The organism is Tardiphaga sp. 839_C3_N1_4 (assembly GCF_051811045.1).
GTDB lineage: Bacteria > Pseudomonadota > Alphaproteobacteria > Rhizobiales > Xanthobacteraceae > Tardiphaga.
In genome coordinates, this window is sequence record NZ_JBPWQD010000001.1 from 1063473 (window position 1) to 1081928 (window position 18456).

Annotated in this window: 23 protein-coding genes; 9 read left to right on the top strand and 14 right to left on the bottom strand. The window is 60.6% G+C overall.

The features are described from left to right. Window positions 1–156: 156 nt before the first annotated feature. From AB8A38_RS05395 to AB8A38_RS05430, 8 genes are all read right to left on the bottom strand, one after another. Window positions 157–753, bottom strand: coding sequence for a hypothetical protein (locus tag AB8A38_RS05395; protein ID WP_439088631.1), 597 nt, complete (start codon window positions 751–753; stop codon window positions 157–159). Further along, window positions 705–971, bottom strand: coding sequence for an HGGxSTG domain-containing protein (locus AB8A38_RS05400; protein WP_439085257.1), 267 nt, complete (start codon window positions 969–971; stop codon window positions 705–707). The genes AB8A38_RS05395 and AB8A38_RS05400 overlap by 49 nt, the downstream gene beginning before the upstream one ends. Beyond that, window positions 968–1396: a hypothetical protein gene (locus AB8A38_RS05405; RefSeq protein WP_439085258.1), complete on the bottom strand. Its 429-nt coding sequence runs from the start codon at window positions 1394–1396 to the stop codon at window positions 968–970. Before AB8A38_RS05405 ends, AB8A38_RS05400 begins: the two co-directional genes overlap by 4 nt. Continuing rightward, entirely contained in the window at window positions 1393–3207 is a 1815-nt protein-coding gene (locus AB8A38_RS05410) for a hypothetical protein (RefSeq protein ID WP_439085259.1), read from the bottom strand. Before AB8A38_RS05410 ends, AB8A38_RS05405 begins: the two co-directional genes overlap by 4 nt. After that, window positions 3204–4100: a DUF7146 domain-containing protein gene (locus tag AB8A38_RS05415; protein ID WP_439085260.1), complete on the bottom strand. Its 897-nt coding sequence runs from the start codon at window positions 4098–4100 to the stop codon at window positions 3204–3206. The genes AB8A38_RS05410 and AB8A38_RS05415 overlap by 4 nt, the downstream gene beginning before the upstream one ends. 305 nt (window positions 4101–4405) lie before the next feature. Then, the gene (locus AB8A38_RS05420; RefSeq protein ID WP_439085261.1) at window positions 4406–5164 is read right to left on the bottom strand and encodes a hypothetical protein; all 759 of its coding nucleotides are present in this window, start codon (window positions 5162–5164) and stop codon (window positions 4406–4408) included. Between the two features lie 35 nt (window positions 5165–5199). Next, window positions 5200–6426, bottom strand: a complete 1227-nt coding sequence (locus AB8A38_RS05425) for a tyrosine-type recombinase/integrase (protein ID WP_439085262.1) — start codon at window positions 6424–6426, stop codon at window positions 5200–5202. A 443-nt stretch (window positions 6427–6869) separates the two neighbouring features. Continuing rightward, the gene (locus tag AB8A38_RS05430; protein ID WP_439085264.1) at window positions 6870–7460 is read right to left on the bottom strand and encodes a hypothetical protein; all 591 of its coding nucleotides are present in this window, start codon (window positions 7458–7460) and stop codon (window positions 6870–6872) included. Between the two features lie 691 nt (window positions 7461–8151). Here AB8A38_RS05430 and AB8A38_RS05435 point away from each other — a divergent pair. Together AB8A38_RS05435 and AB8A38_RS05440 are read left to right on the top strand one after the other, a co-directional pair. After that, a complete protein-coding gene (locus AB8A38_RS05435; protein ID WP_439085265.1) occupies window positions 8152–8406 on the top strand; it encodes a hypothetical protein in 255 nt (84 codons plus the stop codon). Between the two features lie 167 nt (window positions 8407–8573). Next, window positions 8574–9377, top strand: a complete 804-nt coding sequence (locus AB8A38_RS05440) for an outer membrane protein (protein ID WP_439085266.1) — start codon at window positions 8574–8576, stop codon at window positions 9375–9377. A gap of 67 nt (window positions 9378–9444) precedes the next feature. On the opposite strand, the gene AB8A38_RS05445 is transcribed toward AB8A38_RS05440, so the two are convergent. Continuing rightward, window positions 9445–9669, bottom strand: coding sequence for a hypothetical protein (locus AB8A38_RS05445; RefSeq protein ID WP_068731744.1), 225 nt, complete (start codon window positions 9667–9669; stop codon window positions 9445–9447). Between the two features lie 201 nt (window positions 9670–9870). On the opposite strand from AB8A38_RS05445, the gene AB8A38_RS05450 reads away from it, so the two are divergent. After that, window positions 9871–10059: a hypothetical protein gene (locus AB8A38_RS05450; RefSeq protein ID WP_092142869.1), complete on the top strand. Its 189-nt coding sequence runs from the start codon at window positions 9871–9873 to the stop codon at window positions 10057–10059. Window positions 10060–10067: 8 nt separating this feature from the next. Here AB8A38_RS05450 and AB8A38_RS05455 read toward each other — a convergent pair whose 3' ends face one another. Then, window positions 10068–10298, bottom strand: a complete 231-nt coding sequence (locus AB8A38_RS05455) for a hypothetical protein (RefSeq protein WP_315842013.1) — start codon at window positions 10296–10298, stop codon at window positions 10068–10070. A gap of 336 nt (window positions 10299–10634) precedes the next feature. Here AB8A38_RS05455 and AB8A38_RS05460 point away from each other — a divergent pair, with 336 nt between their 5' ends. Next, a complete protein-coding gene (locus AB8A38_RS05460; RefSeq protein WP_439085267.1) occupies window positions 10635–11459 on the top strand; it encodes a LysR family transcriptional regulator in 825 nt (274 codons plus the stop codon). Between the two features lie 8 nt (window positions 11460–11467). Here the strand turns inward: AB8A38_RS05460 and AB8A38_RS05465 are convergent, their stop codons facing one another. From AB8A38_RS05465 to AB8A38_RS05480, 4 genes are all read right to left on the bottom strand, one after another. Then, window positions 11468–11776 carry a DUF930 domain-containing protein gene (locus tag AB8A38_RS05465; protein ID WP_439085269.1) on the bottom strand — a complete coding sequence of 103 codons (309 nt, stop codon included), beginning with the start codon at window positions 11774–11776 and terminating at the stop codon, window positions 11468–11470. Window positions 11777–11979: 203 nt separating this feature from the next. Continuing rightward, window positions 11980–12237, bottom strand: coding sequence for a hypothetical protein (locus AB8A38_RS05470; protein ID WP_089264353.1), 258 nt, complete (start codon window positions 12235–12237; stop codon window positions 11980–11982). A gap of 82 nt (window positions 12238–12319) precedes the next feature. Then, a complete protein-coding gene (locus AB8A38_RS05475) occupies window positions 12320–12544 on the bottom strand; it encodes a hypothetical protein (protein ID WP_315842009.1) in 225 nt (74 codons plus the stop codon). A 66-nt stretch (window positions 12545–12610) separates the two neighbouring features. Beyond that, complete coding sequence (locus AB8A38_RS05480) at window positions 12611–13294, bottom strand: Spy/CpxP family protein refolding chaperone (protein ID WP_439088464.1); 684 nt, start codon at window positions 13292–13294, stop codon at window positions 12611–12613. Between the two features lie 202 nt (window positions 13295–13496). Between AB8A38_RS05480 and AB8A38_RS05485 the strand changes: the two genes are divergently transcribed. The 5 genes from AB8A38_RS05485 to AB8A38_RS05505 all read left to right on the top strand — a co-directional run bounded on the left by AB8A38_RS05485 (window position 13497) and on the right by AB8A38_RS05505 (window position 18438). Next, window positions 13497–14486, top strand: a complete 990-nt coding sequence (locus tag AB8A38_RS05485; RefSeq protein ID WP_439085270.1) for a hydroxyacid dehydrogenase — start codon at window positions 13497–13499, stop codon at window positions 14484–14486. 70 nt (window positions 14487–14556) lie between these two features. Continuing rightward, window positions 14557–15981, top strand: a complete 1425-nt coding sequence (locus AB8A38_RS05490; RefSeq protein WP_439085271.1) for an amidase — start codon at window positions 14557–14559, stop codon at window positions 15979–15981. 90 nt (window positions 15982–16071) lie between these two features. Then, complete coding sequence (locus AB8A38_RS05495; RefSeq protein WP_439085273.1) at window positions 16072–16557, top strand: hypothetical protein; 486 nt, start codon at window positions 16072–16074, stop codon at window positions 16555–16557. Between the two features lie 218 nt (window positions 16558–16775). Beyond that, the gene (locus AB8A38_RS05500) at window positions 16776–17534 is read left to right on the top strand and encodes a DUF2147 domain-containing protein (RefSeq protein ID WP_439085274.1); all 759 of its coding nucleotides are present in this window, start codon (window positions 16776–16778) and stop codon (window positions 17532–17534) included. Window positions 17535–17643: 109 nt separating this feature from the next. Further along, window positions 17644–18438 (top strand): transporter substrate-binding domain-containing protein, encoded by a 795-nt coding sequence (locus AB8A38_RS05505; RefSeq protein WP_439085275.1) that lies wholly within the window; start codon window positions 17644–17646, stop codon window positions 18436–18438. The last annotated feature ends 18 nt before the right edge of the window (window positions 18439–18456 follow it).

Here is an 18456-nt window from a genome sequence, read left to right on the forward strand (position 1 = left end):
CTGGGTGTCGATCACCGAAGTCACACGGCGGAGACGTCTGCGGACTAAATCAGATTGGGCAACAACAGCGCCGCCTGACTCGCCGACGCAGCGGCTCGCCCTCTTCAGCTCAGCCAATGAGCAACTTCGGTCTCGATCATGGCCCGGTGGTGGTCCTCAGGACCTTTGAATGTTTCCGATAACTGCTTGGCCACCGTTGCGAACGTCGACCCGTTCAATGCGGATTACTTGTGAGCCCCCATTTCGTAACCGACGCAACGTCTCTACCAAGATCGCGAAGCTTCGTGACAAGCGACTTGCCGCGGTAGCCGCCGCCAAGATATGGCGATCTCCGCCATGCCCTCCGCCGACACGGCCAAGGACGGCCATGGTGGCGGAGTGCAGGCATGCCATTTGGACCACGATGGCGCATTCGGTCTCACCCTGGGGACGCTCGCTCTCGATCAAAGCCAATGCGGCGTTCACGGCAATCTCGGAAAGTCCGCTGTTGGGCAGGCGCGCGGCGGCTTGGAGCTGGAACAGGGTGGCAGTGACGGACTCATTCGAGGCGGTGCCGAGAGCAACTTTCAGCCGGTCGAGCCATTCTTGATAATTGCCATCTGGTGGAAGCGATTGCGCGACGTCGCAGTTGATGCGCTCCAGTTTGACTCGGACCGGAGCTTCTTTCCCTACCCGCCCTGACACCTGGTTCGGCGGTACGGTGCTCATGTCTTGTCCACCCTTCCATAGGTGCGAACGATCGACCTCAGCCATTGTCGCTCCTCTTTCGCCTCCACGGTGAACTCGCCGCCCTTGTAGTTGCCGTTGCCGGCTCCCCTCGGCGCCCCCGGGCTTTTACCTCCATGAAGCCGGCACCGGGTGCGGTCGCGAATGGCGGGGCATTGGCAGGACCCGCCCGCTCTCGTTGTTGCACTACAGCGTCTCGCTCCCCTGATGTTCGTCAGCTGCGCCACGACACGTGTCTGGTTCATGGGGTTGTCTCCGAAATCTCGAGCTCCCCCGGGTGAAGTTTGATTGTCTCCACTGCGTTGCCGGCGGACCGAATATGAGTGGGAAGAGATCGGACAAACTGCTCGATTTGCCCTCCCTCAGTCCTGCCCATAGCTTCGTCAAGAACGCAGCTACCGATCGCCTGCAATTCCGCCAATTCTCGTGGCAGGCCACCATCAAATTCGGCAATCCCTGCCCGCTCGTCGAACGATACAAGCCAGTCTTCGGCGGTGAGCGCCGTTTCCGTGGGAGCCAAGATTCCGAGGATCTCCAGTTTGTGGCGGACAAGATCCTTAACAACACCGGCCGGCGGTTCAAATGAAGCGGAAAGCAATAAACCATTGCCGCTGAGTTTAATGGCGATACCGAGATCGCGCGCGGTCTGAAGGGCTTGATTGGCGGTCATATGCGCATTCTCCAAGGCTGAGGGCCGACAGGGGTTAGTGCTGCGCGCACTGCCGTCGGCCCAACGGCAGCCACCTGTTCATCCCCGGAAGTTGCGACGGCATTGTTTCCATCGTGCTCGCCTCCGGCATAGGGGGCATAGGGCGCATAGGACGGTCCCGCCGGCGTCGGTTCCTTTGCTTCGTCCCTGTGCCCCCTATGCCCTCCGTCGTCCACGTTGCTGGAGTTCTTGATCACATACGTTGCCGTACCCCACTTTCCGACGGCGGCCTGTCGTTCGAGAACAAATCCTCCGATCCGAGTGCCGGTGTGTTTTTCGAGCTGCGAAGCAACGTACTGCCGGCCCCGCCCCTGTGGATCAATTGCTTGTCTTACATCTTCGTGAAGTGCGCTGGCTGCCACCGGCTCGTCACCCTGGCGCTCGCGCCAGAGTGTGAACCAATGCGAAACTACCTGCCTGCGACTATCCCGCTGCTTCGCTTCACTCACCCGCTGAGCGGGGTCCTCGCATCCAAGGGCCAGCAACGGATCGCGAACCCAGCGACCCCATGTTTCGAAGCTGCCCAAGCGGGATCCCGCTGGCAAGTTGGTTGCCTGTCTCCCCCAGCGCCAAATGGTCAGCGCAGCAGCGAGCAGAACGGTACGCATAGCGGTTACTTCTGCACGGATGTCGCTCGCAAAGGGCCTTGCCTCCGGATCTTCGGTACGAGGGTCCAGTTCAATGGCGATGAAGCGGCGAGCCAGGTCCTCCGAAACGGTCAATCCGTTTCCCGTCAGAAGAACCAGGGCGGACGCATTGAGGGGCACCATCTGAGATTTGCCCAACAGCCGCACCCGTGCGGGCCGTTCTGTGATGACGCTCGCCAGCAGGTCAGATTTGAAGGCAGTATTGTTCAGATTGTCGATGAAAAGCGCCGGACTACCTTCCATTAACTCAGCGGCAATGCGTTTTTCCAACTCCTCCGAAGTGGCACCCGACGTAACGGCATGCGGTTCGTGTCCAAACGCAACAATGCACATGCAGCGGGCTAACAGTCCCTTTCCTGCTCCTGCGCCTGACATGGGCGCAGCTCGTAGCAGCACGCCAGGTGCAAGGTGTAGACTGGGGCGGCAGACCGCGGTCATGAAGGCTACGAGGAAACCGGATTCGTCCTTTCCTGGCGGCTTTGCGGTATCTACGACAGGTACGCCGTGCAGCCGATCTTCAACGGTCTCAGCGTCGGCAAAACAAAAGGTCTTGAATGTTTCGCGGATCAACAAGAATGAGGCTGCTGCCTGCTCTTTGGTCGGGTTAACCGGGACAAGATTACCAAGATCCGGAACCTTTTCGCACCACATTCCCGAACCGACGTCGTAGCCCTTGAAGGTATTGATCGCGCCGTGATCCGCGAGAAGGGGTGAGGACGCTATACCGTTGAGCGGGGCCAGCCGCCACTCGCCGCGCCAGCCAAGATACATTGTAGCAATGGGCCGAGGCAAACGCGCATCAACCTCCACGACCGACCCATCCGGCAATTTTTTCAACGCGTAGGGGCGGCAAACACCGTGTGCCAAGAGGACGATAGCATCCGCCGTCATCTGTAGCGCTATCACGCCGTCTTGCAACTGATCGAAAGCAAGACGTATCGGAACTACCCGTTCGTAAATGAGGTTGGTCTGAGCCGCGAGAATATCCCGCAGCGCAGCTACGGTTTCATTGGGATTACAATGATCGATCAACAGACGAGGTTTCGATCCTTCTTCCATGTCATATGCTCGAAGCACAAACTCCTTCGATTGCGCGACGACCTCCATGATGAGGCTTTCCGTCATGACGAGCGCCCCTCGATGGTAGGGGCGTCCATAAGAAGCAAGTCGTTGAAATCCTGTCCCTTCGGCGCCCGCGCGATACGTACTCGCCGTCCTTCCCGCACCCAGCGCCGGGCAGCGTATTGCGCGGCTTCTTCTCCAGGCAGGTCGCCGTCGGCTAAAACGACGACCTCTTTGACGTGCTCTGGAATTGCAAGATTGCGTAATCCCGAGGTGGAAAGCGCCGCCCACGCCGGTTGCCCGGTGGCTTGCATTGCGGCCATGCAGGTTTCGATGCCCTCGCCCACCATCAATTGGTCGTTGGCTTCGGCGAGGCGAACGGCACCGCGGCGGCATGTGCCGAGTGTCATCCTCGGCGTGTCAATCGCCGCCTTACCCTTGCCGTCAGCGGCCAAAAATGTCCGGTGCACTGCGCAAGGTCGTCGTTCCGGCCAGACAGTTACCGCAGCGATCATCGCCGGCAGCGATTGATTGCTGGGACTATGCCTGGCGAGAGACAGGAAACGTAACGTCGGCGGTATCGTCGTTACGATGCCACGGCTTCGCAGGTAGATGTCGACTAGCGACCCCTTGGCTGCAGCCGCCTGAATCCAGAGTTCGCGAGCCCTTATGCCAGCGCGCGACAATTCGAGCGGCTGGGTCTGCACGAGGCTCGACTGATTGGTACCAGCACCATGGCGCCAAATGCCGCGGCGGTGAATTGCACCTAAAACCGCATCGGTGTCCTGGCAAGCGTGGCAAAAAACCAGCGGTTGATCCGCTCCATCGCAAACGACAAACGAATCTGAATACCCGCAGGCGGGGCAAGTGCCGACGTAGCGCCGGCCGCTGCGGCGCAGTCCTAGCTGCCTCGCGATGGTCTCTGCGGAAGCGACTGAAAACGGATTGGGAGCCATTACGCGGCTCCCCGGTCGATTAGCTTCCGAATATCCTCGACGCGCCAAGCGGTAATCCGCGGACCCAATTTAACCGGCTTGGGGTAGCGGCCGGACTTAACGCCAGCCCACCAAGTCGATTTGCTGACCGGGATCGGGCCCCTTGGGGGCAAAATGCGCGGGAGACGAACAAATCCCGTCTCAGGAAGTGTGTATTCGTCGGCCAATGGACTTCTCCAAACGTTAGCGTTTGGAGAAGTCCTAAGCGGTGTGAAGGAGTGTGTGACCGAATTGGATTAGCCAAAACCGATTTACAGCTCTATTTTTCACTTCGGTTTTGACGTTGAGAGTTCTCCCGCCTCGCCGAGATATTTGCGGACGGTATCCTCATCTAGATCGATACCATTCTCGGCTAGATCGTCAGTAATGGCTTTTGTTGCGGTGTTTTTCTTTTGCGTTGGATTGTACCCGTAATTCTTCATCGCCATCCCCAAGATCAGCTTCAGCATCGAAGCCCGGACTTTTGGGGACAACGCGTCTACTGGGATCGACGGCGAGGCAGGCTGCGCAATAGCGACGAGTTCTGCGGGAGCGTCGAATCCCACTCCGATCGCCCACTCAATGAACGCTTTCGGATGATCTCTATCTTTGAATTTGCCATCGGCTTTTGCCCTTAACATTTGCTGTCGCAATCGCTCGTATCGGGTTGCGAATGGAGAGTTCTTAACGCTGCGCAGAAGAGGTGATGAAACAACCTCCGGGGCCTTACGGAGCAAGAGAGCCGTGGCCTCGTCAACACTCCAAGAATTTAGCCCGCACCACACTCGAAAATTGGCGGTAGCGCCGGGGTCATTAAAGAAGGCCACCTGATCTGAGCGCTGACCGGCGTCCTCAATTTCAATCGCTTCCTTGCGAGTCTCGTCGATCACGCGTGCGTCCAATTCTGCTGGGAGCAAGGACTCCAATTCGGCGGTATAGACTTTTACCTGCGGAAGTTCGGGCCCTAACACGCGGCGTTCTAAACCTTTCTGAAAGTCGGGAAATTTGCGTCGGACGAGCAGTTGGATTTTTTCGTGATGCTGCATTGAATGAAAAGCCTGTCGGGCGACTAAAAGAAGGATTATGCGGGTGGCCGAAGCGAAACAATGTTGTCATGGGCGGCCCAAATAAACAGTGCCCAAACTGTCATAAGTTGTCGCCGCTTCTCGAACAGGTCACCCCGGCGGTAGGCCGCCTCAGTCTTGTCCTTGACGATGTGAGCCAGCGCAGCCTCGCAAATCTCGCTCGCAAAATTGGTCCGCTCCGACGCCCAGTCCCGAAAAGCCGACCGGAAACCGTGCACAGTGTAAGCCGATTTCAGCCTCCGCATGATCATCAGCAACACCATGTTGGACATCGCCTTGTTGCCGGAGCGCCCGGGGAAGACGAAGTCGCTGCCTGCGGCCAGCCGTTTGGCCTGCGCCAGAAGCTCGATGCAGCGCGGCGCGAGCGGCACACGGTGCTCCCTGCCCGCTTTCATCCTCCAGGCCGGTATCGTCCAGGCTGCCTGCTCAAGGTTGATCTCGTCCCATCTGGCTTCCAGCACCTCGCCGGTGCGAGCTGCCGTCAGGATCAGGAACTCAAAGGCAAGATCCGGAATGGTTGCGACGTCGGCGCCTGCGAGTCCGTGCACGAACGCCGGCACCTCGATGTAGGGTATGGCTGCGTGATGCCCCTTCCGCTCTGACTGCCGCGGCAGTGCCTTGCTGATGTCCTCGACCGGATTGCTGCCGGCGCGGAAGCCGGCGGCCTTCGCCCAATCCAGCACGGTCCCGATCCGCTGCCGGACGCGGCGGGCCGTCTCCTGCTTGGTCAGCCAGATCGGCGACAGCGCCTTGAGGATTTCAGGGGTGTCAATCTGGTCGACCCGGCGATCGCCCAATGCTGGATAGGCGTAGGTCTTGAGAGTATTGATCCACTGGTCGCCATGCTTGGCGTTTTTCCACGCCTTGGCATGCTCCTTGTGGACGGTTTCGGCAGCCACTCGAAACGTCGGCACTACCTCCCGCGCCCGGCGCTTCTCGGCGAGCGGGTCTTCGTCGTTGCGTGCCATGGCGCGGTACTTCCGAGCCTGCTCACGCGCCTCGGCCAACGTCACCGCCTTGAGACCGCCGAGACCGATGTCGCAGCGCTTGCCCCGCACCACGGTGCGGAGCTCCCAGCGTTTCGCACCGGATGAGTCGACCTTGAGATAGAGACCGTTGCCATCGGCGTAACGCCCGGGCTTGTCGATCGCCCTGATGGCGAGGACGTTCAGCGCCTTGTCAGGATGTTTCCTGCGAATTCGAATCCCGGTCGTTCCGCCCATTTAGCACCCCACATTTCACCCCACAAAACATGTGGGATGTCGTGGGTTTTCGCAAGACGTCGGTGGACGAACAGGCGATCATAAGTGCCTGTTAAATGGGGATAACTGGATTTCTTAGGATTGCGCTGGACGTCAAATCGGCGGACACCCTTTCCGCCATTTGCCGCATCATCCTCTGTCGGACGACATGATCGATCAATCCGAGCCAACGACGCCCGCTGAAACACTCGGCGCTCTCAAGCCGCCGCGCTGCGCGATGTGCCGGGCGCGAATGGCGTTGCTGCGAAGCGAGCCGCATCCCGGCGGCGGCGACAAGTGCACCTTCACCTGCCCGAAATGCGAATTCGTGAAGACCAAGATCGTCGGCGGTCCGCCCGATCTCAGCCGTCACAGGCCGCCTAAAAAAACACGACGGCCCCAGACGCGTTAGGCCGCTTAAGGGATCACCGCGGCGGCTGTGCCGCTGCCGGGAGCGGAGCGCCGCCGACCGAGATGGCACCGGCGGGACGATCGGCGGGTCGCTTGCGCGGCGCCGTGGGTGCCGGGCGCGCGGCCATTGGCGCAGCCGGAGCTGCGGCCATGGGCGCTGGCGCCGCAGCGGCTGGAGCCGGAGCTGCGAGAACGCCCCTGCCCTGTAGCGTGTCGATCTTGGCGGTTAGTCCAACGACCTGGGTCGTGAGGCCCTGGATCTGATCCGACAGGCGCTTCAACTCTGTCTGCTGTGCCGTCAGCAGTTCGGTAGCAGCCTGGATCGAACTTCCGGTCTGCTGCTGGAACGCCGCGAAATCAGTCGCGCTGACGCCGCCCTCCGCCGCGCTGGCCAATACCGGGGCGCTATCTCTGGGGCCAGTGCTTCCTGTCACGGCCTGTGCCATGTCGGTCAGTGCGTCGTGGTAGTTCAGCCAGAGATATCCACCGCCGCCAGCGAGGATCAACAGCACGGCGACAACTCCGAACGGGCCGAACGACCTGCGCTTGCGCAGCGGCACAGGGGGCGGCCCGACATTGATCTCGTTATTGAACGTATCGGCCACTGGAGATCCTCACTTGCGACGTTCGATCCTGCGGCTCGGGGAGCGAGACAACCGGCGCGATTCCTTGAAGCGTATGTAAGCAAAAAATCCACTGAGGTGAACTGCTGCGACTCGGTCATCCCCCATGTCGCCTCATCATGCCCGCGCAGATACGCCTTCAGCGCCCGTTAACCCTGCGCCGGGCTGGCGTCGCCTCGCCGGCGCCGCATTGTCATCGCCGTTGCGCCGCGATCACTCCGCGCAACCGCGTAAAATGTTGCAACGACGCATCACTACAGCTCCGAATGAAAAGCGGACCGCGAATCTCTTTGACTGTGCGGCCCCCCGTGCCGTCTGTAGTTCGCGGGGGAATAAGGACCACCACGATGATTGAGACCGTCACTGCACTCTTCGGCTTTCTCAGCGCCGGCATTCTGGCCGCTCACGCCTATGACGGTTACCGCGCCCGCTTCTAAGCGCGCGACGATTTCGCGACGCCGCCGCTCAGCCATCTCGCAACTCAGCTAGTTGGTGCGCCTGCAGCCACTGCGCTGCTCTGATCGAGAGACCGGGCTTCGATGAAAGCTGTCTCCGACGAAACAAGACTGAAACACGATTCTCCAGAACCGCTTTGAACGCGCCCGACGAGGGTAGCGACTGATGGGCAGGGACACAGCAAAGCGCTCGCGCGCCCACCCAATGGAGAAGATCTATGTTTCGCAAAGTAACCCTCGGACTGATCGCTGCAGCCTCGCTCGGTGCAGCCGCCCTCGCCCCCAGCGCTGCATCGGCCCACGGCTGGCATGTCGGTGGCTGGCACGGTGGATGGGGTGGCTACGGTCACCACGCCTTCTATGGCGGGCCCACCTTCTATGTCGGCGGCCTGACCGATGGCTGCCTGCAGCGCCGCGTGGTGGAAACCCGCCGTGGGCCGCGCGTCCGGACCGTCAACATCTGCGCCTACTGATCACATCAAGTTACGGAAAGCCCGGCCGCCCAACGGCCGGGCTTTTTGCTGCCGTACTCAGGTATTGTTCTGCTTCTGTTGCCCACCGGTGACAGCCAAGGTCAGCGTTTCCAGCTAAAGCTTGTGTCGAATTCGCTCAATATCTTCAGAGCGATGGAAGGTCCTGGATGCGAACCCTTTGGCTGGCCGCGATCATCGCAGCGTCGGGCGCGGTGAATGCCGCTGCCGCCGACCTGCAGTCGCGCGTCTGGACCAAGACGCCCGCGACGACCGAAGCAGGCTATAGCTGGGGCGGCTGGTATGTCGGCGGCAACGCCGGTGGTTCCTGGGGGCAGAGCAACGTCTCCAATGCTTTCGTCAATGGCACCGCGCCGATCGCAAACCAGCAGGCGATTGCGGCTGCCTCGCCGCGGCTCAATCCCGATGGCTTCACCGGCGGCGGTCAGGTCGGCTACAATCATCAGGTGGACCGCTGGTTGTTTGGCGTCGAGGCCGACGCGAACTATTTCGGCCTGAAGCAGTCGCGCGGTTTCACCGCGCCTTTCCCGGCCGGCGGTTCGTTCACCACCACAAATTCCGTCACGAGTGATTGGCTGGTCACGCTGCGCCCGCGCGTTGGTTACACGGTCGATCGTACGCTTTTCTACGCAACCGGCGGCCTCGCGCTCACCGAGTTGAACTTCGCATCCTCGCTAATCGACACGACTGGCCAGAACGAAACCGCGTCACTGTCAAAGACCGTGGCAGGTTGGACCATCGGCGCCGGTATCGAACACGCGTTCACCAAAAACTGGTCGGCGAAGGTCGAATATCTCCATACCGATTTCAGCAAGCAATCGGTCTCGGCGCCGACCTTCACCGGACCAGGCGCTGCAACCGGTATCATTGCCCACGATATCGACCTGAAGACCAATACGGTACGCGGCGGACTGAACTATCATTTCGGCGGCCCGTCGGTCGCGCGCTACTGATCGCTGCAGAACACATCCAAACAAAAAGCCCTCGCTAGCGAGGGCTTTTTGTTTGGATGTACGACGGTCAGCCGGTCATCGCCAAAACGCGGCTTTCGACCGGATACGGCTCCACGGTGATCGTCCAGCGCAGTGGCCAGCAGGTCAGATCCGGACGAACGGCGTGCACATAGCCGTTGACGAAAACGCTGTCGGCATCGTCGCTGAATCGCTCATCGATCAACTCGCCATGAAGATGCGCCATCCGGCAACGGCGCATCTGCGCGTATTTCGTCGTTTCGTATTTGGCCAAATCGGGCCTCCCCAACGTCGCAATATCCCCATCGGGAACTCTGGGCGACTCGCGGTTAACAAAGCCTCAAGCGGATCCGCGACGGTATCGGGCTGGAGTGCGCGTATCAAAAATGCGCAAAGCCCCCGACTTTCGTCGATTCGATTCACGGCTGCTTCAAGAATGCAGAACAGTGTGGCGCCAATATTATTGGAGCGTCCCATGTTCATGATCGCGAGCATTCTGACGGTCGCTGCCGGTGTGTTTTACGCAGCGAGTATCAACAACAGCAGATGGGCGATGCAGGTGTGCCACTACGGCGATATATTCTGCATGAACCCGTCATGGCTTGTCATCGCCGCCGTCCTGTCCATCATCTGGGCGTTCTTTTTGCGCGTCGACCGACTGTAGTCGTTCGATCAGCAGACGACCTGGTCCGCAACGAGTTCAGCGGGCTTGAGGTTTTGCCGGCGTGGCGCCAAACGCAGCGATTTCGACGCGGCACAATGTGGACAGCCAAAGGTGCGAATTTCACCGCCCTCGTCGTCCGACTCGATCTTGATCAAATAAACTTGGGTCCTGCAGCCCGAACATTTCAGATGTTCGGTGCGAATGTTATCGTTCAGATGAACTCTGCGGGTGCCGGGCATCTGCAGTCTCCGAAAACCGATGACAGCTTGCCCAGCCTATCGCGTTTTCACGCGTGCCGAGCTCCGAAACAGACAACCTGTAATTGCTTAAAAGAAACCCCACGCCCCCTAAGGAATCGGCGGCGTATTGGACTACCTTGTTCCAACCTTATTATCCAGATTTCCCCAAGCCTATATACGTCTTTTCACGGAACTTGGAACTAATCCAAGTCTTTGATTGCAGTCCGGCGGTACACAACTGTAAATTTTGACGACTGCCCATTTCTACGACTCGGACGTGTCGCAATGCACAAGCGATATCAGCCGCTCAATATCCCCATCGAGATCGTCCGCACCGTGGTGGCGATCGCGGAGACCGGCAGCCTGACCAAGGCAGCCGAACGCCTGGGCCTGAGCCAGCCCGCCGTCAGTTCCCAGATCAAGCGCATGCAGGCCATGGTGGGAGGCAACCTCTTCACCAAAACGGTCAACGGCACGACCGCTACCCAGCTCGGCAAGCTGGTGCTGCATCAGGCGAGACGGATTCTGGAAGCCAACGACCAGATGTTGCGGATTGGCGGCGTGGCCAATCTTCCGCAGCCGATCCGGTTTGGATTGAGCACACTGTTCGTGCAGGATTTCTTCAGCCATCAGACCTCCCAAAGCCTGGCCGATCTGGTCATTCACACTGACAACTCGGTGGGCATCACCAAAGGCCTGATCGACGGCTATATCGATATCGCGTACATTCTCGAAAATCCCGAAATGAGCAGCGAGATATCGCACCTGATCGTCAACGAGGCCGATGAGGAGTTCGTGTGGGTGCGCGCAAAGGACTTCGTCCTCAGTTCGGGCGCGCCGATCCCCATCCTGACATGGCCGGGCGACGATCTGATGATCCGGACCCTGACGCGCCACGGTCTGTCATACAAGATCGTATTCAACAGTCCCGACTATCACGCCAAGCTGGCGGCTGTGGAAAGCGGCATCGGCATCACCGCAATCCCGAAGCGGATGATTCCACCTACACTTGTCTGGGCACAGGAATATTACCTGCCGCACCTGCCGCCCGTCAAAGCATTGCTGTGCGCGCGCTCGAACCTGGAGACGATGCAGAGCACGGAATTGCTCAACCAGATTTCGTCACGCTTTTTCAAATCACCGGCCATGGTGAACCTGTAGTTCGGCAGTCAGCGTGGCACGAGATAGTGTTCGTCCCATTCGCTACGCGGCACTTCAGTGCCGAGCTGATAGGCAAAGGATTTGACGTCGAGCCCGTCAGGGCTGGTCTCGCAGACATAGGACAGTCTGTACCACTTGCCGCCGCTGCGAATGGCGCCACCCGGCGCTTTGATCTCGTTGCCTCGAATGACCGGATCGGCAAACGCGTAGGCAACGAACTCGTCCGGCTTGTATCCCTTGTGCTCGCGGCCCACGGAGCCCATCGCACGCGCATCGCAACGCTGCTCCAGACGGGTTTCCGGTGACAGTTTGAGCATCTGATCGGTCCGGGACGACGCTGCATATACGGGAGATTGGGCAGCGATGCCGATAAAGGCAATAGCTGCGAACACTAGTTTTCTCATTGCCTTAGGCCAGTTACCTTATTTGACTTGAGAGGAGTTTGTGGCGCGAACCTACCATGTTCGCACGTGCAAAAAACCCCGCTCGTGTTACCGGCGGGGTTCCAAATTCGGGAGCGTCAGCCGATCCGTTTGAACGTCAGCAGCTGATGAAATTCCGAGGGCGAGAACCGGCGGCCGCCAAGGCCTGAGATACTCACCCGCCAACCCGCATCGTTCAGCGTGCGGGCTTGCGCGACGGCGACGTCCGGAATGATCCGATGCGTCACCATGCTCTGGTCATTGCGCGTCGCGTGGATGGTGAAGATATCGCCCCGCCGCGAAGCCGCAGGGATATCGGCTGCTTCTAGATCGCTGTCAGAGAACACGGTCGCCAACGCCAGCCTCCATCGTCACCAGTCAAAGCCCGATGTGATTGTGCAGCGCACGTGGTTAATCAATCGTTACGTCGGTGCGCGGTCAGGATTTGAAAACACCCGTGATCTTGTTCCAGAGCGATGAGTTACCCTCGTCGTTATCGTGTTTCGACCGGTCAGGCTGCGTCACACTTACAGGATCCGAAGCCGGGAAACTGTCCTTCAGGCCGGTCTTGAGTTCTTCAGACGTCTTGCGATCGGCGCGCGCTGCTTCCTTCACGCCAACGGCATATTTGTCGTGGGGTGCGGGATCGAATTTCTCAGCCATGATCGTCTCCTTACATCTGATGAAGGAAAAACGTCCCCGTGGCCAAGAGGTTCCTCTCTGCGGCGATTAGTCGAGACCGCGCTCGCGGCTGAGGCCGACCATCTCCTGAATGAACAGTGCCTTCTGCTTGTCATCCAGCGTGGCGAATAGCGGCTCCGCGGCATCGGCAACGGCGCGCTGATCGACCGCACGGTCGTTGAGGAACTGGGCCTCGTTGCGCATCTGCTCAATGATGTCATCCGGCGGATCGCGCTTGGCGCGGGCAATACGCAGTTTCAGGCGCTCCGCACCGTTATTGCCGAGCGTATGCATGGCGTTGCTAAAACCGGCCCAGTTCTTTTCCTGCTCCGGCGTCAGGTTGAGCGACGTCTTGATACGGCTAGTGTTGGCGTCGCTACTCGCGACGATCTGCTCGGCGGTCAGTTCCGGCTCCGCCGCGGGTTGAGCGCCCTTCTTGCCCTTCTTGGCCGCCTTGGTTTGTTTGGCACTCGACTGCCCGCCCACGGGACCGCGAACATTGCTGTTCGAAGGCACACCCAGGACACCGCCGACAACGCCCACGACGCCGCCGATCGCCCCGCCGAGAACGCCACCGATCGGCCCAGCCGCACGATTGCCGCTTCTTGCACCCTGCTGCACGCCCTGCACCAGCCCCTGCGCGTGGACCGCTGCCGAATTTCCGAGCAGCAGAACGCCGGCGACGCACAGCACATGGCGCAGCGGTCGATGCGTGCGCCTGGGCAAATTCATTTTCGTCATCACCGTCTCCCTCAGCGCAATTTCGCGGCGCAGCAAATCACTTGCGATCATCAGCAACCATAGTGGCTTCAACACGGCCAAGTCCACACGCCGCGTCTCCACCAATGGTAGACCTCATCGAGCCAAGCCTGTTAGATAACGCCCGCGGCCATTGGCAGGTCCGCAACAACGTAGAATACTTCAAGGGGTGGAAATGGCGACCAACAAGAAGAAACTTCTGATCACCGAGTCGATGTCGACCCAGGGAATGGACCTGTTCAACGCACGCGATGACATCGAAGTGGTCAAGTTCAGCAATCTGATTTCCGCTGCCGACTACATCAAGCTGATCGAGCAACACGCACCAGTGCACGGCACCGCACTCGGCGCCACGCGGTTCGGCGAGTCCGAACTCGAAGCCTGCATGGACATGAAAGTGGTGGCGCGCATCGGCGTCGGCTACGACGCGGTCGATGTGCCGGCGCTGTCCAAGCGCAAGGTGCCGCTGATGATCGCTGGCACCGCCAACTCACCCTCGGTTGCGGAACAGGCGCTGTTCATGATGCTGACGCTCGCCAAGCGCGCAGTCGAACTCCACGCCATGGTCAAGGAGGGCAAATGGGCGTCGCGCTTTGGAGCGCTGCCATTCGACCTGTTCGGCAAAACCGTGCTGGTGGTCGGCTTCGGCCGTATCGGCACCCGCACCGCCAAGCGCTGCCAGGCGATGGAAATGAACGTGCTGGTCTATGACCCCTATGTCTCGGCCGATACAATCAAGGCTGCCGGCTGCGAGCCTGTCAGCGATCTCGACGCGGCCCTGCCCCGTGCGGACTTTGTCAGCCTGCATTGCCCGAAGACTCCGGAGACGACCGGCCTGTTCAACGCTGCGCGGATCGCCCGCATGAAGCCGTCGGCCTATCTCATCAACACCGCGCGTGGCGGCATCATCGTCGAGGCCGCGCTGCATGATGCTCTGGTCTCGGGCAAGCTCGCCGGTGCCGGCCTCGACGTGTTCGAAGCCGAACCGCCACCGCTCGGTCATGCGCTGTTCGAACTGCCGAACGTGATCATCGCGCCGCATGTCGCCGGCGTGACTCGCGAGGCACTCGACCGCATGGGCGCGCAGACCGCGCGCAACATGCTGAGCGTGCTCGACGGCGAGCCGATCAAGCAGAATGCCGTCAACGCGGACGTGTTCGGCTGAACCGGCGATAGCTGGCGCGGATAATTGATCCGCGCTAGCACTGCTGCAGTCCTCACCAGAGTACCCCGCGATGGCATTCAAGGAATACGGCGATCACGACGCGCTCGGCCTTGCCGGGCTGGTGCGCAGCAGACAGGTCAGCCCGCGCGAACTGCTCGATGAGGCGGTGGCGCGCACCGAGCGCGTCAATCCCCGGATCAACGCTGTCGTGGTGTGCCATGAGGACTATGCGCAGCGCCAGATCGACAGGGGCTTGCCCGACGGGCCGTTCACCGGCGTGCCATTCCTGCTGAAGGATCTCGAACTCCTCGACGGCACGCGCACGACCTTCGGGGCCAGTCTCTACAAGGACTTCGTTGCCGATCACAACACGACCCTTGCCCAGCGCTTCCTCAATGCCGGCCTCACGATGTTCGGGAAAAGCGCAAGCCCCGAATTCGGATTGATGCCGACGACGGAATGCCGGCTGCACGGACCGACGCGCAATCCGTGGAATCCCGATCATGCATCGGGCGGCTCGTCCGGCGGCGCGGCAGCTGCCGTGGCCGCACGGATCCTGCCGGTCGCCCATGCCAGCGATGGCGGCGGTTCGATCCGTATTCCAGCCTCGGCCTGCGGCGTGTTCGGTCTGAAGCCGACCCGCGCTCGCAATCCGACGGGGCCTGACAAGGCCGAAGGCTGGGGCGGCTTTTCCTGCGGCCACGTCGTCAGCATCAGCGTGCGCGACAGCGCCGCGATGCTCGATGCTGTTCACGGGCCTGAACTGACCAGCCCCTATATGGCGCCCGCACCGGAACGTCCCTTCCTCGATGAAGTCAGCCGTGGTCCCGGCAGGCTGCGCATCTTCTTCACCGACAAGTCGCCCTATGGCGACGCGATCGATCCCGAAGTCGCCGCTGCCATCCGCGATGTCGCCAGGTTGCTCGCAGCACAGGGTCATCATGTCGAAGAACGCGCGCCGGTGCTGCCGCTCGACCCTGCGCAAGTGATTGCGGCAATCGTGTCGGCCAATACGGCGGTTACCGTGCAGTTCGCGGAGAAGAAGTTCGGCCGCCCGATGACCTCGGATGATTTCGAGAAACTCACACTCGGCAGCGCACACAATGCCCGCAAGGCAAGCGCCGTTGACTACGTGACAGCACTGCAGAACGCATTCCAGATCTCCCGCAGCGTCACCGAATTCTTTACCGGCTGCGATATCTTCCTGTCGCCGACGCTCTGCACGCCGCCGATCAGGATCGGCGAGATCGACACGATGTCGGACGATCTCGGCCATGTCGCGCCTTTGCTGCGCCGCTACATGCCAGGCACCAGCATGGCCAATATGACCGGCCAGCCGTCCATGTCGGTGCCCCTCGCTTGGAGCAGCAAAGGCCTGCCGATCGGTATGATGTTCACGGCGCATTTCGGCGACGAGGCCATGCTGTTCCGTCTGGCCGGGCAACTCGAGCAGATCCGGCCCTGGAAAGACAGGTGTCCGCCGATCTCTGCCTAAAAACAGCCACAGCGATTACCAAAATGAAACCACAGCCGATTACATATCGGCCTATGTGGACGTTGCGTAATTGCGGGGAGGCGCATTTCAATGACCCAGAACGATCCGACCGATCACGCCCTCGCGGCCATTGCGAGCATTCTCGACCGCAAGGAAGCGGAATCGCAGGTGGCCGAACACGGCGACACCGAGCCCGCTTCGATCACCGTCGTCACTGAAACCGTGGTCACCGAGACTGTATCCGTCATGGTCGCCGCCGAGCCCGAAGCGCCGCTCGTCGAACACGAGTCGCCATCCACGGTTCCAGAGGCCCTTGAGGTCGATGGCTACTCTCGTCTCGGTCCGGGTCCGCTCGATGCCATCCGCTTTCGCTGGACCGCACGCCGCGACGACGATGGCCAGTATTTCGTCGATGAAACCATCGGCAGCTCACGGCCGATTTCGTCAGGCCCGATGCCGCGTGACGAAATCATCGATTTCATCGATGGGCGCGAGCGCGCCGCTCGCGATCGTTTCGAGACGCTGAAGAGCCAGATGACCGTGGGCAGCAGCGCCCCGCGTTACAGCGACTACTGACGAAAGCCAGGCTTCAGGCGACGCCGCCATCCAGCGGCGGCGTTTGGGCCTGTCAGGCTGCCTCAAACAGCAAATGTCCGGCGCATGATTGAACCACTTCTTCAGTCGGCGCCACACACCAAAGCAATTGCAATTCCCCCTGAGTGACGCGGATCACGGTGTTCGGGCGCATCTGCGGCTCGGTTCAGGGTCAGGATTTCAACCGCTTTGGAGGACACATGAAGCCGCTCTTCGCCCTCGCCGCCATCCTGCTGACCAGCACCGCTGCTCAGGCCGGCGACAGCTATTCCTTCGACATCGGCGGCCGCACCATAATTATCGAAGCGCCAAGCGACTGCAATTCGACGGACTGCATCTCGGTTTCCATTCCCGGCGTTTACGAATATGGCACCAAGCGCAGCAAGCGCGAGCGTGACCGCGAGACGCACGAGCAGGCCCCCAACACTCCGCGATCCGAACAGACGGCCAAGCCTGTGGAGACGCAGAAGCCCGTTGTCGCCCCAAAGGAGGCGGCAGCTCCGGCGACACCCACCACGCCATCCGTCGCGGTAGCCCCGCAGCCTGCCCCGGCTCCCGCGCCTGCCGAGAAATCTGCGCCCTCTACGGTCATCGCCAACGCACCGCCCACAGATCCAGTCAACAAGCAGGATGCGCCCGCACCGGTTACGCCTGCCGCCGCGGCAACGCCGCTCGGCATCTGGATGACCGAGAAGAAGGAAGGCAAGGTTCGCATCGAACAATGCGGCGCCAATCTGTGCGGCTATTCGATGAATGCCAAGACCGAAGCCAATGGGGAGAAGGTGCTGATCAACATGAAGCCCGGCAACAACAAATGGGCCGGCAAGATCTTCGATCCGAACAGCGGCAGCACCTACGAATCGACCATCGCCCTGAAGGGCAGTGACACGCTGCGTGTTCAGGGCTGCGCCTTCGGCGGCATGTTCTGCGGCGGCCAGACCTGGACGCGGGTGAACTGATCGCAGCAGACGCACTCGTCGATTGAAAGGTCCGACATCCCCTGTAAGCTGATCGTAACGCGGTGCGCCCCTGAACGGTGCGCTCCGCGATACAAACGGGGGAGACGTCATGATCCGGATCACCGCCGCCTGGCTGGCAGCCTGCCTGCTGTTCGCGGCGCCCTTGCAGGCACAGACGCCGGCCCCTGCGCCCTCACCGTCCCGCCTCGACAATATCATTGCCCGGGGGACGCTCCGTGTCGGATTGACCGGCGACTACATGCCGTTCAGCGCGTTCGATCCTGTCACGACATCGTTCAAGGGCTTCGACGTCGAGATGGCGCAGGCGCTTGGAAAAGCACTCGGCGTCAAGGTCGACTATGTGAAGACCAGCTGGCCAAAACTGTCAGCGGACTTTGCGGCAGACCAGTTCGACATGGTGATGGGCGGCGTGTCGATTACCCTCGACCGGCAGAAGAAGGGTGTGTTCTCGATACCCATCATGCGCGAGGGCAAGACGCCGATCGCGCGCTGTGCTGATACCGGGAAATTCGGCACGCTCGCGGAGATCGATCGGCCCGGCGTCAAGGTGATCGTGAATCCCGGCGGCACCAACGAGCGCTTTGCACGGACGCATATCAAATCGGCCGAGATCACCGTCTTCAACGACAACACCCGTATCTTCGACGAGATCGCACAGGGCCGTGCCGACCTGATGATGACTGATGCGTCAGAGACCCGCTATCAGCAGAAGCTGCATCACGGTGTACTCTGCGCCGTGCATCCCGACACGCCGTTCGACTTCGCCGAGAAGGCCTATTGGCTCCAGCGCGATGTGGCGCTGAAGGCCTTCGTCGATCAGTGGCTGCACATCATGCAGGAAGACGGCAGTTTCCGTGCGACCGTCAACCGCTGGTTCGAGTGACCGAAGACAATCGGCGCG

What these genes read in the sequence shown, in the direction of transcription:
- AB8A38_RS05395 (WP_439088631.1), bottom strand. Translation starts at nt 753, where the DNA reads ATGGCTGAGGTCGATCGTTCGCACCTATGGAAGGGTGGACAAGACATG.
- AB8A38_RS05400 (WP_439085257.1), bottom strand. Translation starts at nt 971, where the DNA reads ATGAACCAGACACGTGTCGTGGCGCAGCTGACGAACATCAGGGGAGCG.
- AB8A38_RS05405 (WP_439085258.1), bottom strand. Translation starts at nt 1,396, where the DNA reads ATGACCGCCAATCAAGCCCTTCAGACCGCGCGCGATCTCGGTATCGCC.
- AB8A38_RS05410 (WP_439085259.1), bottom strand. Translation starts at nt 3,207, where the DNA reads ATGACGGAAAGCCTCATCATGGAGGTCGTCGCGCAATCGAAGGAGTTT.
- AB8A38_RS05415 (WP_439085260.1), bottom strand. Translation starts at nt 4,100, where the DNA reads ATGGCTCCCAATCCGTTTTCAGTCGCTTCCGCAGAGACCATCGCGAGG.
- AB8A38_RS05420 (WP_439085261.1), bottom strand. Translation starts at nt 5,164, where the DNA reads ATGCAGCATCACGAAAAAATCCAACTGCTCGTCCGACGCAAATTTCCC.
- AB8A38_RS05425 (WP_439085262.1), bottom strand. Translation starts at nt 6,426, where the DNA reads ATGGGCGGAACGACCGGGATTCGAATTCGCAGGAAACATCCTGACAAG.
- AB8A38_RS05435 (WP_439085265.1), top strand. Translation starts at nt 8,152, where the DNA reads ATGTTTCGCAAAGTAACCCTCGGACTGATCGCTGCAGCCTCGCTCGGT.
- AB8A38_RS05440 (WP_439085266.1), top strand. Translation starts at nt 8,574, where the DNA reads ATGCGAACCCTTTGGCTGGCCGCGATCATCGCAGCGTCGGGCGCGGTG.
- AB8A38_RS05450 (WP_092142869.1), top strand. Translation starts at nt 9,871, where the DNA reads ATGTTCATGATCGCGAGCATTCTGACGGTCGCTGCCGGTGTGTTTTAC.
- AB8A38_RS05455 (WP_315842013.1), bottom strand. Translation starts at nt 10,298, where the DNA reads ATGCCCGGCACCCGCAGAGTTCATCTGAACGATAACATTCGCACCGAA.
- AB8A38_RS05465 (WP_439085269.1), bottom strand. Translation starts at nt 11,776, where the DNA reads ATGCTCAAACTGTCACCGGAAACCCGTCTGGAGCAGCGTTGCGATGCG.
- AB8A38_RS05475 (WP_315842009.1), bottom strand. Translation starts at nt 12,544, where the DNA reads ATGGCTGAGAAATTCGATCCCGCACCCCACGACAAATATGCCGTTGGC.
- AB8A38_RS05480 (WP_439088464.1), bottom strand. Translation starts at nt 13,294, where the DNA reads ATGAATTTGCCCAGGCGCACGCATCGACCGCTGCGCCATGTGCTGTGC.
- AB8A38_RS05485 (WP_439085270.1), top strand. Translation starts at nt 13,497, where the DNA reads ATGGCGACCAACAAGAAGAAACTTCTGATCACCGAGTCGATGTCGACC.
- AB8A38_RS05490 (WP_439085271.1), top strand. Translation starts at nt 14,557, where the DNA reads ATGGCATTCAAGGAATACGGCGATCACGACGCGCTCGGCCTTGCCGGG.
- AB8A38_RS05495 (WP_439085273.1), top strand. Translation starts at nt 16,072, where the DNA reads ATGACCCAGAACGATCCGACCGATCACGCCCTCGCGGCCATTGCGAGC.
- AB8A38_RS05500 (WP_439085274.1), top strand. Translation starts at nt 16,776, where the DNA reads ATGAAGCCGCTCTTCGCCCTCGCCGCCATCCTGCTGACCAGCACCGCT.
- AB8A38_RS05505 (WP_439085275.1), top strand. Translation starts at nt 17,644, where the DNA reads ATGATCCGGATCACCGCCGCCTGGCTGGCAGCCTGCCTGCTGTTCGCG.